Origin of the sequence: Devosia sp. 67-54, assembly GCF_001899075.1 — a bacterium.
Classification (GTDB): domain Bacteria; phylum Pseudomonadota; class Alphaproteobacteria; order Rhizobiales; family Devosiaceae; genus Devosia_A.
Genome location: NZ_MKVA01000009.1, coordinates 1 through 15725 on the forward strand (window position 1 = coordinate 1; position 15725 = coordinate 15725).

Genomic DNA, 15725 nt, shown 5'->3' on the forward strand with positions numbered 1-15725 from the left:
AAAATAACCCTCGACCTGTTCTTCAACAGACACACCATGAGTCCAGTGTAAACACTGCCCCCTTGCGGGGAGGGGTCGGGGGGTGGGGGCCACAGCCACCAGATGCGCGTCCGTTCGGCCGTGAACCGCTCTAGCCGCCGATCTTGCCGCCCAGTTCGTCCTCGACATGGGCGCGGATGATCTCGTCCATCGAGCGTTCGGCCACGAACCCCAGCGCCAGCGCCCGCCTGGTGTCGAAATTGCGCGGCCAGCCCGCGACGATCCTGACGATGGTCGGGTCGGCCTCCTCGCGGATCAGCTTCACCGCCTTGTCGCCGGCGATCCGCCGCAGCGCCTCGATCTCCTCGCCCACGGTGGCGCTGAGGCCGGGCGCGCTCACCGTGCGGCGCCAGCCGAGCGCCGCGCTGTCGAGCGTCGCCGCATGCAACAGGAAGCCGACCGCGGCGCGCGGGCTCGCGAACCAGTGCCGCACGTCGCGGCTCACCGGTAGCACCGCTTCCTTGCCGCTGAGCGGCTCGCGCAGGATGTTGGAGAAGAACCCCGAGGCCGCCAGGTTCGGCTTGCCCGGCCGCACCACGATGGTGGGCAGGCGGATGCCGACGCCGTCGACGAACCCCTTGCGCGAATAGTCGTTGAGCAGCAGCTCGCCGATGGCCTTCTGCGTGCCGTAGCTGGTGAGCGGCGTCGAGAAGAACTCGTCGTCGATGGCATCCGGGAACGGCGCGCCGAACACCGCGATCGAGGAGGTGAACACCAGCCGCGGCAGGTACGGCGCCGTCTGCCCTTCGCGCCGGATGGCCTCGAGCAGGTCGCGCGTGCCGTCGAGATTGATGCGGTAGCCCTTCTCGAAATCCGCCTCGGCCTCGCCCGAAACGATCGCCGCCAGGTGGAAGATCAGGTCCGGGCGCTTGCCCACCAGCGACGCCGCGGCGCCGGGCGCGCTAAGGTCGAGCGCCAGCGTCTCGACCGCCGCTTCGGTCTTGGGCGCCGCCGCGGCGACCACGTCGGCCAGCGTCAGCCGCGCGATCGGCTTGCCGCCCACCTCGCCGCTCCGGACCAGCGCTTCGGTGAGCTTGCGGCCGACCATGCCGGCCGCGCCGATGATGAGAATATGCACGAGAAAGCCTCCAGCGATGCGGCCGGGACCTTAGCCGCCGCCGCACCCGACGGAAACCTATTTGGGCAGGATCGCCAGCACCTTGTCCACTGCCGCGAGATATTGCGTGTAGAAATCGTCCGCCGGCGCCCCGAGCTCGCGCATCCTGTCGCGCGCCGCAAGGGTGATCTGCTGCGCTTCCAGCACCGGCGCGCGGTCCATCGTCTTCAGCCCCTTCATCAGCAGCGTCGTGGCGATGGCCGTCTGCAGCCCCTGCCATTTGCTGGCGCCGCGCGCCACGGTGGTGATCTCGCCGGCCGCGTCGTACGCGGCGAGGGCCGCATCGAGATTGGGCGCGGGGTCCTCGTATTCGGCCAGCGCCGCCAGCGCGTTGCCCAAATTCTGCTGGTAGTCGGCCCAGTCGAGCGGCATCGACTCGCGCGACGTCGTCGCCACCACGTCGCGATAGATGCCCACCGCCTGCCGCAGCGGCGCCGGATCGCCGGTCTCGTCCGCCAGCTTCTTGAGCGTGATGGCGAGGTTGTTGCTCGAGCGCACCCACTGCGCCGGCGTGCGCTCGCGCGTGTGCACCTGGAGCACGCTTTCGTAGAGCTGGGCCGCCTTGCGCAGGTCGGGCGGCGAATGGTTCATCTCGCCCTTCTGCTCGTAGCCCGACGCCAGCGTGTGGCTGAGCATCGCCCGGTCGAGCGGATTGAGGCTGCTGCCCTTGGCGTCGAGCGCGCTGTGCAGGGTGGTCAGCGCCACCTCGAGGATGGCGTTGGCATCGGCGCGCGCCTTGACCACTTCGGGAATGTTGGTGGGGTCGGCGACGCCGGCCGCGGCGGCGGCCATCTCGGCATTGTCGGTCGCCGCATAGGTGAGCGCGGCGAGATCGACGCGCACCGCCGTGAGGTTGCCCAGCGTCACGCTCCATTTGGCCGGCATGTCCTCCGGCGTGAACACCGTGAGCGCGGCCTGCATCGCGGCCACCGCCTCGTCCAGCATGGCGGTGTCGCGCTGGCGCATGCCGATGGTGTAGAGGATGTTGCCCAGATTGTTCTGGGTGTTGGCCCACTCGACGGGCATCGCCGCCTTGGTCCGCACGTCGAGCGCGGCGCGATACGACAGCAGCGAGGTCTCGAGCATGCTGGGGTCGGTCAGCCGGTCGCCCAGCACCTGCTGCGCCTGCCCCATGCGGTCGCGCACCTCCGACCAGCCGGTGGGATCGTTCTCCCGCGGCGCCAGCGTCAGCGCGTCGTGATAGACGAACAGCGCCGCCGTGATCGCGGCGTTGTCGGCCTTGTAATAGCCCTGGTCGTAGAGCGCATCGCCCTGCCCGATCTTGTAGGTCAGCGCCTGCGCCTTGTCCCAGTCCTTCACCGCGTCATAGGCCTTGCCGTAGAGCTCGGCCGCGTGCCGGTGGTCGAAATTCAGGAGCGCCGTCGCCGCGTTCTGCGCATAGGTCGCGGCGATGTCGAGCATGTCCTGGCGAAGCTGTTCGGCCTGCTTCTGCTTCTGGTCGAGCAGCGTATCGGCGCGGCCGCTGGCCGCGTCGCGATATTTGAGCGCCAGCGCGATGGCGCCTTCCGCCTCGGCGTCGTCGGCCAGCTTGGAAAGCCGTTCCAGCTCGGGGTCGGTCTTCACCGCCTGCGGCTTCTCGGCGATGATCTGCTTCAGCCGCTCGGCCCCCTTCTGCAATTGCTGTTCGACGTCGCCGCCCTCGTCGCTGGTCTTGATGCCGAGCACGTCGAGCATGCCGTAGAGCGCATCGAGCGGCACCTTTTCCTGGCCGGCGAGCTGCTCGACATATTTCTTCGTCGCCACCGGCGTGCCGGCGATGCTGAGCAGCAGCTTGCGCCGCTCGCTCTTGATCGCCGACTGGTCGGAATCGCCGTCTCCGTCCGCCGGCGCCTCGAAATTCAGCACCTTGCGCAGCGACGAATTGGTCCACGGCAATTGCCTGGCCTTGGTCTTGAGATAGACCTCCTCGGTGACCATGGTCATCACGTCGCCGAACGAATAGCCGCCGGCGGCGAAATGCTTGAGCAAAGCCGCGGCATAGGGCGAATTCTCGCCCGGCGCCCCGTCCAGCGCCGGCTCGCCCGGGCTTGCCGAAAAGCCGATGACCGAGCCGAAGCTGTCCGGATCGGCCGCCTTGACCGCCACCGGCGTCGGCCCGCGCACCGGGGCGAGCCCGTGCCCCTCGACCGGCGTCGGCGCGGTGTCGCCCGGCAGCACGATGGTCTGCCCCGGCGGGAACGGATCGGAGCGGCAAGCGTCGAGCAGGATGATCGACACCGGCACCACCCTGGCAAGCGCATCGAGGATCGGCTGCACCGCGATCATGCTGGCGCCCGCCGTCTCCGGCGTCTTGAGGTCGGTATCGGTGGGGGCGATGAAGTTCTGCCCCTTGGCCTCGATGCCGTGCCCCGAATAGTAGATCAGCGCGATGTCGGCATCCTTGGCTTCGTCCTCGAAGCGGGCGATCGCCTCCTGCAATTCGTCGCCATCGGCATTGAGCACGCGGTCGACGTCGAAGCCGAGATCGCCCAGCAGCCGGTCGATGTCGCGCGCGTCCTTGCTCGGATTGGCGAGCGCCGGCAATTGCTCGTATTTGCTCTCGCCGATGACCAGCGCCACCCCGTGCATCGCCTGGGCGGCCCATGCAACCTGAGTGGCGGCAAGCGGGCTGGCCGCGAAAACGGTGGCGACGAACAGGACGCGGAAGATCACGGGTGGGCTTTCGGCATGGTCGAAACGGCGGGCTTACCCCAATAGACGCCTCAGGCGGCGCTATCCTTGGCCGCCCCGCGGCCGGCGGGCAAGATGCAAAACATAGGCGGCCCAACCTGAACGGCAGCTAAACCGGGTTGGACGGCGCCTTCCGATCGGCTAACAAGGCGCCGCCGGGTCGTTCTCCGGTCGAGGAGGAGCATCCGGGCCAAAATGTCGGACGTCGAAGGCCGTATCGCCGCGCTGCCGATCTGGACCGGCCCCGTGGCCCTCGCCCCGCTGGCGGGCGGCATCTCCAACCAGAGCTTCACCGCCACCGATTCCACCGGCAGATACGTCGTCCGCATCACCCGCGACTTCCCCTTCCACCACGTCTTCCGCGACCGCGAGGTGATGGCGGCCCGCGCCGCCCACGCCGCCGGCTTTGCCCCGGAGGTGGTGCATGCCGAGCCCGGCCTGATGGTGTCGCGCTTCATCGAGGGCGAGGTGCTGACGGCCGACCGGGTGCGCGCCGCCATCCCGCGCATCGCCGCCTTCCTCCGCCGCTTCCACCATGACATGCCGCCCGGCCTCAGCGGCCCGGGCTTCATCTTCTGGGTGTTCCACGTCAACCGCGACTACCTGCGCCAATTGCGCGAGACGGGCCACGCCGACGCCCCGCTCGCCGCCTGGCAGGCGATCAACGCCGAGCTCGAAGCGGCGCAGACGGATTTGCCCATCGTCGTCGGCCACCATGACCTGCTGCCCGCCAACCTCATCGACGACGGCCGCCGCCTGTGGCTGATCGACTACGAATATGCCGGCTTCGGCACCGCCATGTTCGACCTCGCCAATCTGAGCTCGAACAACCATTTCTCGGCCGCCGAGTCCGAGACATTGCTCGCGAGCTATTTCGGCGCCCCGCCGAGCGCGGCGGTGCGGCGCAGCCATGCCGCGATGGAGGCCGCCTCGCTGCTGCGCGAGGCACTGTGGTCGCTGGTCTCGGTCGACCATCTCGACCGCCCCGGCGTCGACTACGCCGCCTATGCCGACGAGAATTTCGCCCGGCTCGACATTGCGCTCGGCGCGTATCGCCGGCGCTTCGGCGGGCCGCCCGCATGACCTTGCCGGCGCACGCGCAGATCGTGGTGATCGGCGGCGGCATCATCGGCTGCTCGACGGCCTACCATCTGGCGAAGGAGCACAAGGCCGACGTGCTGCTGCTCGAACAGGGCAAGCTCACCTCGGGCTCGACCTGGCACGCGGCCGGGCTCGTCGGCCAGCTCCGCTCCTCGGCCTCGATCACCCAGGTGCTGAAACGCTCGGTCGAGCTCTACAAGACCCTCGAGGCCGAGACCGGCCTCGCCACCGGCTGGAAGATGACCGGCTGCCTGCGCCTCGCCATGACCGACGACCGCTGGACCGAGTACAAGCGGCTCGCCACCACGGCGCGCAGCTTCGGCATGGAGATGGAGCTGATCTCGCCCGCCGAGGTCAAGCGCATGTGGCCGCTGCTCGACGTCTCCGACCTGATCGGCGCCTCGTGGCTGCCCACCGACGGCCAGGCCTCGCCCTCCGACATCACGCAATCGCTGGCCCGCGGCGCCCGCATGCACGGCGCCAGGATCCACGAGGGCGTGCGCGTCACCGGCTTCGAGATGCAGGGCGCGCGCATCGCCGCGGTGCTCACCACCGCCGGCCGCATCGCCTGCGACACGGTCATCAACTGCGCCGGCATGTGGGCCCGCGAGATCGGCGCCATGGCCGGCGTCGCGGTGCCGCTGCAGCCGGTCAGGCACCAGTACATCGTCACCGAAAAGATCGACGGCCTCGCTCCCGGCCTGCCGACGCTGCGCGACCCCGACCGGCGCACCTACTTCAAGGAGGAGGTCGGCGGCCTGGTGATGGGCGGCTACGAGCCCGACCCCATCGCCTGGACCACCGGCGACATCCCGCGCCCCTTCGAGTTCCAGCTCTTCGACGACGATTGGGAGCATTTCGGCCAGCATCTCGAGCAGGCGATGGCGCGCGTGCCAGTGCTCGCCACCGCCGGCATCCGGCAGATGATCAACGGCCCCGAAAGCTTCACCCCCGACGGCAATTTCATCCTCGGCGCCGCGCCCGAATGCGCCAATCTGTACGTCGGCGCCGGCTTCAACGCCTTCGGCATCGCCTCGGCCGGCGGCGCCGGCTGGGCCCTGGCCGAATGGGCCATGCGCGGCGAAGCGCCGCTCGACCTCTGGGTCGTCGACATCCGCCGCTTCTCGGCCCTCCACCGCGACCGCGACTGGGTCAGCGAGCGCACCCTCGAGGCTTACGGCAAGCACTACACAATCGCCTACCCGCACGAGGAATATGAGAGCGGCCGCAACCGCATCGTCTCGCCGCTCTACGATCGCCTCAAGGCCGCCGGCGCCGTGTTCGGCAGCAAGCTCGGCTGGGAGCGCCCCAGCTGGTTCGCCCCGCCCGGCAGCGAGCCGCACGACCGCTATGCCATGGGCCGACAGAACTGGTTCGACGCCGTCGGCGCCGAGCACCGGCTGGTGCGCGAAAAGGCCGGCCTCTTCGACCAGTCCTCCTTCGCCAAATACGAGGTCGCCGGCAAGGACGCCGCGGCGGCGCTGAGCTGGATCGCCGCCAACAGCGTCGACAAGCCCGTCGGCCGCCTGACCTACACGCAGCTGCTGAACTCGCGCGGCGGCATCGAATGCGATCTCACCATCGCGCGCCTTGCCGACGACCGCTTCTACATCGTCACCGGCACCGGCTTTCGCACCCACGACCTCGCCTGGATACGCGACCATATCCCGGCTGGCAGCGACGCCACCATCGCCGACGTCACCGAAGACTTCGGCACGCTGGTGCTGATGGGCCCGCGCGCCCGCGACATCCTCGGCGCCGTGACCGGTGCCGACATCTCCAACGCCGCCTTCCCCTTCGGCCATGTGCGCCTCGTCCCCATCGCCGGGCACGAGGTGCGCGCCCTGCGCGTCACCTATGTCGGCGAGCTCGGCTGGGAGCTGCACGTGCCGCTCGCCGCCACCGGCGACGTCTACGACGCGCTGCTCGCCGCCGGCGCGCCGCACGGCCTCCGCCCGGTCGGCTATCGCGCCCTCGACTCGCTGCGCCTCGAAAAGGGCTATCGCGCCTGGGGCAGCGACATCACGCCCAACGACACGCCGTTCGAGGCCGGGCTCGGCTGGGCGGTAAAGCTCGGATCCGGCGTGCCGTTCCTCGGCCGCGACGCACTTGTTGCGCTGCAGGACAAGCCGCTGAGGAAACGGCTTGCCACCTTCACCACCGCTCGCGAGGACATCGTTCTACTCGGCCGCGAGACCATCTTGCGCAATGGCGAGTTCGCCGGCTACCTCACCTCCGGCGGCTATGGCTACACGATTGGCAAGCCCATCGGCATGGGCTATGTGCGCCACCCGGAGCCCCAGGCGGGCAACTACGAGCTGGTCGTCGCCAATGAGCGGGTCACGGCGCAGATTCATTTCGCGCCGCTCTACGACCCGCAGAACGCGAAGGTGAAGGCGTGAAGATAGTGGTGGCCGTCAAGCGCGTCGTCGACGCCAATTTCCGCGTCCGCGTCAAATCCGACGGCTCGGGCGTCGAGCTCGACAACGTCAAGATGGCGATGAACCCGTTCGACGAGATCGCCGTCGAGGAGGCCATCCGCCTCAGGGAAGCCGGCATCGCCAGCGAGATCGTCGTCGCGTCCATCGGCCCCGCCAAGGCCGAGGACACGCTGCGCCAGGCCCTCGCCATGGGCGCCGACCGCGCCATCCTCGTCGTGCACGACGGCAAGGCCGACTCGCTCGGCGTCGCCAAGACCCTTGCCGCCATCGCCCGCAGCGAAGCGCCCGACCTGGTGCTGCTCGGCAAGCAGGCCATCGACGACGATACCAACGCCACCGGCCAGATGCTGGCCGCCCTGCTCGGCCGCGGCCAGGCAACGTTTGCCAGCCGCATCGCCGTCGCCGACGGCAAGGCGACCGTCACCCGCGAGGTCGACGGCGGCCTGCAGACGCTGGAGCTGGAGCTGCCCGCCGTGGTCACCACCGACCTCCGCCTCAACACGCCGCGCTTCACCGCGCTGCCCAACATCATCAAGGCCCGCTCGAAGCCGCTGGCCAAAACCACGCCGGCCGAGCTCGGCGTCGACCTCGCGCCGCGCTTGACGACCCTCAGGGTCGAGGAACCCGCGGCGCGCCCGCCCGGCATCGTCGTCGGCTCGGTGGACGAATTGCTCGCCAAACTGCGCGACGCGAGGGTGCTGCCATGACCACGCTGCTCATCGCCGACGGCGCCGCGACCCCGCACGCGCTCACCGCCGCGCTCGCGCTCGGCGCCGAGGTGCACGTGCTGGAGCTGCCGCCGAACGCCATCGCCGAAGCCTGGGCCGAGCCGATCGCCGCGCTCGCCGGCTACGACGCCATCGTCGCCCCGGCCACCTCGACCGGCAAGAATTTGCTGCCTCGCCTCGCCGCCCTGCTCGACGTCATGCTGATCTCCGACGTGGTCGAGGTGCTCGCGCCCGACATCTTCAAGCGCCCGACCTATGCCGGCAGCGCCATCGAGACGGTGCAGTCGGCCGACGCCAGGCGCATCGTCACGGTGCGCGCCTCCGCCTTCCCGCCCACCTCGCTCGCGGGCGTTACGACCATCACGCTGAGCCCCGCCGACACCACGCTCTCCCGCCTCGTTTCCGAGGATGCGCAAATCTCCGACCGGCCGGAGCTGGGCTCGGCGAAAATCGTCGTTTCCGGCGGCCGCGCCTTCGGCAGCAAGGAGACGTTCGACGCCCTGCTCGGCCCGCTGGCGGCCAAACTCGATGCCGCCATCGGCGCCTCGCGCGCCGCGGTCGATGCCGGCTACGCCGCCAACGATCTGCAGGTCGGCCAGACCGGCAAGATCGTCGCCCCCGACCTCTACATCGCCATCGGCATCTCCGGCGCCATCCAGCACCTCGCCGGCATGAAATCGAGCAAGCTGATCGTCGCCATCAATTCCGACCCGCAGGCGCCGATCTTTTCCATCGCCGATTACGGCCTGGTGGGCGATCTGTTCGCGCTGGTGCCCGAGCTGACGAGCAAGCTCTAGATGGCGGAGCGGCGCGCGGTCTGGCCGGGTGTGATTGCCTTCGCGCTGTTCCTGCTGCTGTTCCTCACCGGCCTTGCCCCGTTCGGCTTCGAGTTTCCGCTCGGCGACATGGAGGGCTCGTGGATCCTCGCTTCGGTCTATGCCGGCCTCCACCGCTTCGCTTATGGAACGCAGTTCGTCTTCACCAACGGCCCGCTGTTCCCGCTCTACCATCGCGACTGGGCCGGCGGCGATTCCGGCTGGTACGTGCTCGGGCGGCTCGCCCTCGTGCTTTATCTGAGCTGGGGCTTCGCCCGCCTGAGCGACACCGGCCGGCCGCTGGGCTGGGCCATCCTCGCCGCCGCGGCGCTGCTGCTCTGGCCCACCGTCGCCTGGCAGGCCAATGACGGCCTCCTGCTCGCCATTCCGCTGCTCGCCGGCCTGCTGGCGCTGGCGCGGCGCGACGGCTGGGCCGGCCGCACCGCCGGCATCGTCGCCGCTGCCGCCATCGGGCTCGGCAAGGTATCGTTCATCCCCTTCTGCCTCGGGGTGTTCGTTTTGGTCGACATCGCGGCGCTCTCCCGCCGCCGCCCGCCGGTGGCGACCCTCGGCTACGCCGCCGCCAGCTGGGCGCTGTTCGTCCTCGCCGGCCAGCAGCCGGGGGATTTCGTGCCCTTCCTCATCGGCAGCGCCGAGATGACGGCAGCCTATACCGCCGCGCTCGCCGTCGACGGCCCGCTGCTCGAGCTCGTGGCGTTCCTCGCGCTCTGCGCCTTCACCCTGCTCGTCGCGCTATGGCGCGAGATCGGCCTCGTCCGCCGCGGCGAGGAACGGCCGCTGGTTTCGCTGCTGCGCCTGCTGCTGGTCGCCGGCACCGGCTTCATGGCGCTGAAGGCCGGCTTCGTCCGCCACGACACGCACTCCATCGCCGCCTGGGGCCTGCTGCTCATGCTGCTGCTCCTGCTCGGCCTGCCCCGCACCGCGCCGGCCTGGCGCCCCCGCATCGCCTGGACCCTCTACGCCCCGATGCTGCTGGCGCTCGTCGGCATCTGCGGCCTGTTCGCCGCCACCGGCCAGTCGCTGGCGCCGCTCGCCGCCACCCCGGCCGGCATCCTCGCCGGCCAGGTGACGGCGGCCGGCGCCTTCGTCCGCAACCCCGCGGCATGGCTTGCCGGCCAGCAACAGCGCTCCGACGCCGCCTACGCGCAGATCCGCGCCGACCTGCCCCTGCCGCCGCTCACCGGCCGCGTCGATGCCCTCTCCAACATCCAGGGCGCGGTGATCGCCGCCGGGCTCGACTACGCGCCGCGCCCGACCATCCAGGAGAACATGACCGCCTCGCCGGCGCTGATCGCCCGCAACGCCGCCTATCTCTCCGGCCCCGGCGCGCCCGACCATCTGCTGTTCGCCCCCGGCGCCACCGACAACCGCCACCCCGCCTCGGTCGAAGGATCGCTCTGGCCCCTGCTGCTGTCGGACTATGCCATTGCCGGCGAGGCCTCCGGCCAGTTGCTCCTCGACCGCCGCCCCGCGCCCGCGCCGATCGCCGCAACGCCCCTCGCGCCGATCGCCGCCGGCTTTGGCAAGGACATCGCCCTGCCGCAGGGCCGGCCGCTGCTGCTGCAACTCGACATCGGCGAAACGCTCCTCGGCCGCCTCGCCGAGATCGCCTTCAAGCCGCCGCTGGTCTATCTCACCCTCGGCTACGCCGACGGCCGCAGCGAGACCTACCGCCTGATCCCGGGCATGATCCGCGCCGGCATGCTGATCTCGCCCACCATCCGCAGCATCGCCGACTATCGCGCTTTGGCCGCCGGCACCATCGCCGGACTCGACGCGCCGATCACGATCCGCATCGAAACCGCCGGCCCCTGGGCCTATGATGCGGCCATCACCGGCACCCTCGCGGCGCTGGCCATTCCGGCGTCCTGATCCTCACCCGCTTTGCTACAGGCTGATCCATGCGCATCGTCGATACCCATCTGCACCTCATCTACCTCGACAAGTTCAGCTATCCCTGGCTGGCCGAGGTGCCGGCCCTCAACCGGCAATGGGACGCGCCGAGCTATTTCGCCGAAGCCGAAACGCTCGGCATCGAGGCGGCCCTGCACATGGAGGTCGACGTTCCGGTGCAGGAGATGGAGGACGAGACGCGCTTCGTGCTCGACCTCGACCCGCGCGTGGTCGGCGCCATCTCCAACGCCCGCCCCGAGCACGTCGACTTCCCCCAGCACCTCGAGCGCATGGCGGTCGACCGGCGCATCAAGGGCATCCGCCGCCTGCTGCAATCCGACCCGGACGAGTTGTCCGCCGGCGCGGTGTTCCGCGACAATCTCCGCCGCCTGGCGCCGCTCGGCCTGAGCTTCGACATCTGCGTGCGGGCGCGCCAGCTCGGGCTCGCCCGCGATCTCGCCGCCGCCTGCCCCGACGTGCAGTTCGTGCTCGACCATTGCGGCAACCCGCCGATTTCGAGCGGCGACATCCGGCAATGGCGCGCCGACATCGCCGCGCTGGCGCAATTGCCCAACGTCGCCGGCAAGATTTCCGGCATCGTCACCCATGCGCGGCCCGACTGGACGGCCGACGATCTGCGCCCCGTCGTCGAGCACATGCTGGAGCGCTTCGGCTGGGACCGCGTGGTGTGGGGCTCCGACCGCCCGGTGCTGACCCGCAACGGCACGCTGACGCAATGGGTCGAGGCCACGAAAGTCCTCGTCGCCGGCGCCAGCACCGACGAACAGGCCCGCCTGTTCCACCGCAACGCCGAGCGGATCTATCGGATCTGATCTGCGCCCTCGCCGCTGGCACCCCTCGCCTCTCAGGCGCGCAACGATCCTGCAGTCGGTCCCCTCGCCCCTCAGGGGAGAGGGTAGCGCAGCTTCGGAGCGCAGCGACGTAGCGGAGCTGGGTGAGGGGTGCGGTGGTGAACCTTGCACGTTGCGAACAGCATCGCTCGGAGGAGGCATCGCACCCCTCACCCGCTTGCTAGGCTCGCTCTGCTCGCCAAGCGCGCGACCTCTCCCCTGAAGGGGCGAGGTGAGCAGATGGCGGGTTCGGCGCCCTACGTCGCCGCCCCCACGCCCGCGGCGGTGGGGATCATCTCTTCGGGGATGTCGTCGAAGCTGGCGTAGTTCATGTTGTAGAGCTTGGCGTAGAGGCCGCCGAGCTTCATCAGCTGCTCGTGATTGCCCTGCTCGATCAGAACACCGTTCTGCAACACCAGGATGCGGTCGGCGTTGCGGATGGTCGCCAGCCGGTGCGCGATCACGAGGCCGGTGCGGCCCTTGAGCAGCACCTTCAGCGCCTCCTGGATCTGCAGCTCGGTGTAGCTGTCGATCGACGCCGTGGCCTCGTCCAGCACCAGGATCTTGGCGTCCTGCACCAGCGCGCGGGCGAAGCTGATCAGCTGCCGCTGCCCCAGCGATAGGTTGCCGCCGCGCTGCTCGAGCTTGGTGTCGTAGCCCTCGGGCAGCGCCATGATGAAATCGTGCGCGCCCACCGCCTGCGCCGCCTTGGTGACCTCTTCCACCGTGGCGTCGGTCTTGGCGTAGCGGATGTTCTCGATCACGGTGCCGGTGAACAGGAACGGCTCCTGCAGCACCATGGCGATGGAGCGGCCGAGCGAGGCCTGCGTCACGTCGCGCACGTCGTGCCCGCCCACCACCACCGCGCCGTCCCACACGTCGTAGAAGCGGTGCACCAGCGCCATCGACGAGGTCTTGCCCGAGCCCGTCGGCCCGATGAGCGCCACGGTCTCGCCCGGCTTCACCGTGAAGCTCACATCCTTGAGCACCGGCTGGTTCTTGCGATAGCCGAAGGTCACGTGCCGGAACTCGACCGAGCCGTCCATGTCGGGCTTGAGATCGACGGCGTCGGGCTTGTCCTTGATGTCGACCGGCACGTCGAGCACTTCCGAGATGCGCTGCCCCGACGCCATGGCGCGCTGCATTACCGAATACTGCATGGTCAGCGAGCGGATCGGATCGAAGAAGCGCTGGATGTAGAACAGGAACGCCACCATCACGCCGATGGCGAGCTCGTGGTTGAGCACCATCTGGCCGCCGACCACGATCACCGTCGCCATCGAGATGCCGGTGAGCGTATCGACGATCGGCACCGTCACCTGCGCGAACTTGGCGGCGCGCAGATGCGTCTTGAGGTTGTTGTAGGCCTTCTCGTCATAGAGGTCGAAATTGACCCGCTGCCGGTTGAGGCTCTGCACCGTGCGCACGCCGTTGATGCCCTCGGCCAGCGCGCCGTTGGCGATCGAATTGGTCTCGTGCGCCGCCATGAAGCTGCGCTTGGCCGGCGGCAGCCAGAAGAAGCGGATGACCAATAGCGTCGGCATCGTCGCCATGGTCAGCAGGCCCAGCCGGAAATCCAGCGCCAGCAGCACGAAGAAGATGCCGAACAGCAGCACGATGTCGCCCACCGACATCACCGAGGTCTCGAGGAACTCCTGCATCGAGTTCACGTCGCCCTGCAGGCGCGACATCAGCCGCCCCACCTCGGTCTTGTCCATGAAGCTCAGCGACACCTTCTGCAGCCGCGCCATCATCGCCCGGCGCATGTCGAACAGCACGTGCTCGGCCACCTTGCCGACCACCGATTCCTGCACCCGGCTGGCGCCGTAATTGATGCAGATCACCACGAAGAACGCCGCGATGCACCACAGCAGCACCTGCCCGTCGCTGCCCGACGCCATGCCCTTGTCGATGGCGAAGCGGATGATCAGCGGGATCGCGAGGTTGGTGAGCGTGAACACCAGCACCGACACCACCGAGATCAGGATGCGGCTGCGATAGGGTTTGACGAACGACCAGATGCGCCGGACGATGCGCGGATCGTACGCCTTGCCGAACACCTCCTCTTCCTCGCGGTGCGAGCCGACCACCGCCTTGCTCGGGCGGCGGCTGCGGTCTTCTTCCTCGAGATCGACGTCGACGGTGCTCATCTCATTCTCCCGCCATCAGCGGCGCGTCGGTCTCCGGCCTGACCTGCAGATCGTACAGCGCCCGGTACTTGCCGCGCCGCGCCAGCAGCTCGAGATGCGAGCCGCGCTCGACGATCTTGCCGTCCTCGATGAACAGGATCTGGTCGGCATGCATCAGCGAGCTCAGCCGGTGCGCGATGATGATCGTCACCCGGCCCTCGGAGAATTTGCGCATGGCGAGCCGGATGCGCTGCTCGGTCGCCGCGTCGATCGCCGCGGTCGAATCGTCGAACACCATCACCGCCGGCTTCAGCACCAGGCTGCGCGCGATGGTGAGGCGCTGCCGCTGCCCGCCGCTCAGCGACACCCCGCGCTCGCCCACGATCGTGTCGTAGCCCGCCGGCAGGCCGGCGACGTAATTGTGCAATTGCGCCGATTCCGCCGCGCGCTCGATGCGCCGCTCCTTCGCCCACGGATTGCCGTAGGCGATGTTGTTCTCGATCGTGGTGGTGAACAGGAACGAATCCTGCTGCACCACCGCCACCTGCCGGCGCAGCGAATCGAGCTTCACCTCGGCGACGTTCTGCCCGTCGATGGTGATGGTGCCGCTCGACACGTCGTAATAGCGCGGAATCAGGTGCACGAGGCTGGACTTGCCGCTGCCCGGCGGGCCGACCAGCGCGATGGTCTCGCCGCGCCTGGCGGTGAAGCTCACATCCCTGAGCACGTCGCGGGTGGTGCCCGGATAGCGGAAGCTCACATGCGAGAATTCGAGCGTGCCCTCGGTCACCTTGAGCTCGGGCGCGTTGGGCTTGTCCTGCACCGCGAGCTCGAGATCGAGCAGGGTGAACAGCCGCATGCCGCAGGTGGCGCCGCGGGCAATGGAATTGACCAGGAGGCCAAGCTGCCGCACCGGCATCTGCAGAATGGTCATGAAGGTCAGGAACTGCGCCAGCGAGCCGACGCTGATCTCGCCCGCCATCACCTTGTTGCCGCCCACCCACAGCACCAGCATCATGGCGAGGAAGAACGAGAAGTTCATCGCCGAGGTGCTCTTGACCCGCAGATCGACGCGCTCATGCGCCAGCTCGAGCGCGTGGCCCGAGGTCTTCTCGAACTTCTGCATCTCGTGCTCGCCGGCATAGAAGGCGCGGACGACGCGGATGCCGCCGAGATTTTCTTCCATCACCCGCGACATCACCGTCAACCGGTTCTGCAGTTCGAGCCAGGTGGCGCGCAGCTTGAGCTGCGTCCGCGACGAGGTCCACGCCACGAACGGCACGAAGCTGAGGCTCAACAGCCCGAGCACCAGATCGGACGAGATCAGCAGATAGGCCCCGACCCCGATCAGCACCACCAGCAGCACGAAGCGCACCAGTGCCGTGGCGAAGAACATGCGCACGCCGTCGATGTCGAGGATGCCCAGCGTGATCAGGTCGCCCGAATGCACCCGGTCGTGGAACGAAAAGCTGAGCTGCTGCAGCTTCTCGTAGGCCGCGAGGCGCAGCTCGTAGGCCGCGTGGTGCCCGACGCTTTCGCTGTAATAGTTCTGCAGCAGCGTGAACACGCCGCGCCCGATGGAGATGCTGAGCAGCAGCATCGCCGTCTGCCACAGCGCCGCCTGCGCCGCCGCGCCCGACCCCGCGCCCAGCCCCTGCGCCTGGTCGACCGCATGGCCGAGCAGCCGCGGGATGAACAATTGCAGCGTCGCCGCGATGAAGGTCGACACGATGCAGATCGTCACCTGCACCGGATGGCGCAGATTGAGGCGGACGATCCGCCATAGCGTACCTACGCCTTTCCCCCAGCTCGCCTTGGCGACATGGGAGAATGAATTGGCGCGCCGTCTGGCGCCGGCCCGGTCCGTGGTCACGGGAGTTGATCCGAAATCTGGATGCC

The 15725-nt window shown here is 68.9% G+C and carries 10 protein-coding genes; 6 read left to right on the forward strand and 4 right to left on the reverse strand.

What is annotated here, in order from left to right:
* Positions 1-130: 130 nt before the first annotated feature.
* Both denD and BGO82_RS15365 read right to left on the reverse strand, forming a co-directional pair.
* Positions 131-1117, reverse strand: a complete 987-nt coding sequence (denD, locus tag BGO82_RS15360; RefSeq protein ID WP_291306495.1) for a D-erythronate dehydrogenase — start codon at positions 1115-1117, stop codon at positions 131-133.
* Positions 1118-1174: 57 nt separating this feature from the next.
* Positions 1175-3829 (reverse strand): caspase family protein, encoded by a 2655-nt coding sequence (locus BGO82_RS15365; RefSeq protein WP_291306496.1) that lies wholly within the window; start codon positions 3827-3829, stop codon positions 1175-1177.
* Positions 3830-4042: 213 nt separating this feature from the next.
* Between BGO82_RS15365 and BGO82_RS15370 the strand changes: the two genes are divergently transcribed.
* Genes BGO82_RS15370 through BGO82_RS15395 form a run of 6 tightly spaced genes read left to right on the forward strand, consistent with a single transcriptional unit; the run spans position 4043 to position 11679 of the window.
* Positions 4043-4930: a phosphotransferase gene (locus BGO82_RS15370; protein WP_291306497.1), complete on the forward strand. Its 888-nt coding sequence runs from the start codon at positions 4043-4045 to the stop codon at positions 4928-4930.
* A complete protein-coding gene (locus tag BGO82_RS15375; protein WP_291306498.1) occupies positions 4927-7350 on the forward strand; it encodes an FAD-dependent oxidoreductase in 2424 nt (807 codons plus the stop codon). The genes BGO82_RS15370 and BGO82_RS15375 overlap by 4 nt, the downstream gene beginning before the upstream one ends.
* Positions 7347-8096: an electron transfer flavoprotein subunit beta/FixA family protein gene (locus tag BGO82_RS15380; protein WP_291306499.1), complete on the forward strand. Its 750-nt coding sequence runs from the start codon at positions 7347-7349 to the stop codon at positions 8094-8096. The genes BGO82_RS15375 and BGO82_RS15380 overlap by 4 nt, the downstream gene beginning before the upstream one ends.
* A complete protein-coding gene (locus BGO82_RS15385; protein WP_291306500.1) occupies positions 8093-8914 on the forward strand; it encodes an FAD-binding protein in 822 nt (273 codons plus the stop codon). Before BGO82_RS15380 ends, BGO82_RS15385 begins: the two co-directional genes overlap by 4 nt.
* Entirely contained in the window at positions 8915-10825 is a 1911-nt protein-coding gene (locus BGO82_RS15390) for a hypothetical protein (RefSeq protein WP_291306501.1), read from the forward strand.
* Between the two features lie 29 nt (positions 10826-10854).
* Complete coding sequence (locus tag BGO82_RS15395; RefSeq protein WP_291306502.1) at positions 10855-11679, forward strand: amidohydrolase; 825 nt, start codon at positions 10855-10857, stop codon at positions 11677-11679.
* A gap of 275 nt (positions 11680-11954) precedes the next feature.
* Here BGO82_RS15395 and BGO82_RS15400 read toward each other — a convergent pair whose 3' ends face one another.
* Both BGO82_RS15400 and BGO82_RS15405 read right to left on the reverse strand, forming a co-directional pair.
* Positions 11955-13847 carry an ABC transporter ATP-binding protein gene (locus BGO82_RS15400; protein ID WP_291306503.1) on the reverse strand — a complete coding sequence of 631 codons (1893 nt, stop codon included), beginning with the start codon at positions 13845-13847 and terminating at the stop codon, positions 11955-11957.
* A 1-nt stretch (position 13848) separates the two neighbouring features.
* On the reverse strand, positions 13849-15699 hold the full coding sequence (locus tag BGO82_RS15405) for an ABC transporter ATP-binding protein (protein ID WP_291306504.1): 1851 nt from the start codon (positions 15697-15699) through the stop codon (positions 13849-13851).
* Positions 15700-15725: the final 26 nt, after the last annotated feature.

Bases quoted from the DNA above. Each gene is read 5' to 3' on its own strand.
- BGO82_RS15385 (WP_291306500.1), top strand. From the start codon at position 8,093: ATGACCACGCTGCTCATCGCCGACGGCGCCGCGACCCCGCACGCGCTC.
- BGO82_RS15390 (WP_291306501.1), top strand. From the start codon at position 8,915: ATGGCGGAGCGGCGCGCGGTCTGGCCGGGTGTGATTGCCTTCGCGCTG.
- BGO82_RS15395 (WP_291306502.1), top strand. From the start codon at position 10,855: ATGCGCATCGTCGATACCCATCTGCACCTCATCTACCTCGACAAGTTC.
- BGO82_RS15400 (WP_291306503.1), bottom strand. From the start codon at position 13,847: ATGAGCACCGTCGACGTCGATCTCGAGGAAGAAGACCGCAGCCGCCGC.
- BGO82_RS15370 (WP_291306497.1), top strand. From the start codon at position 4,043: ATGTCGGACGTCGAAGGCCGTATCGCCGCGCTGCCGATCTGGACCGGC.
- BGO82_RS15375 (WP_291306498.1), top strand. From the start codon at position 4,927: ATGACCTTGCCGGCGCACGCGCAGATCGTGGTGATCGGCGGCGGCATC.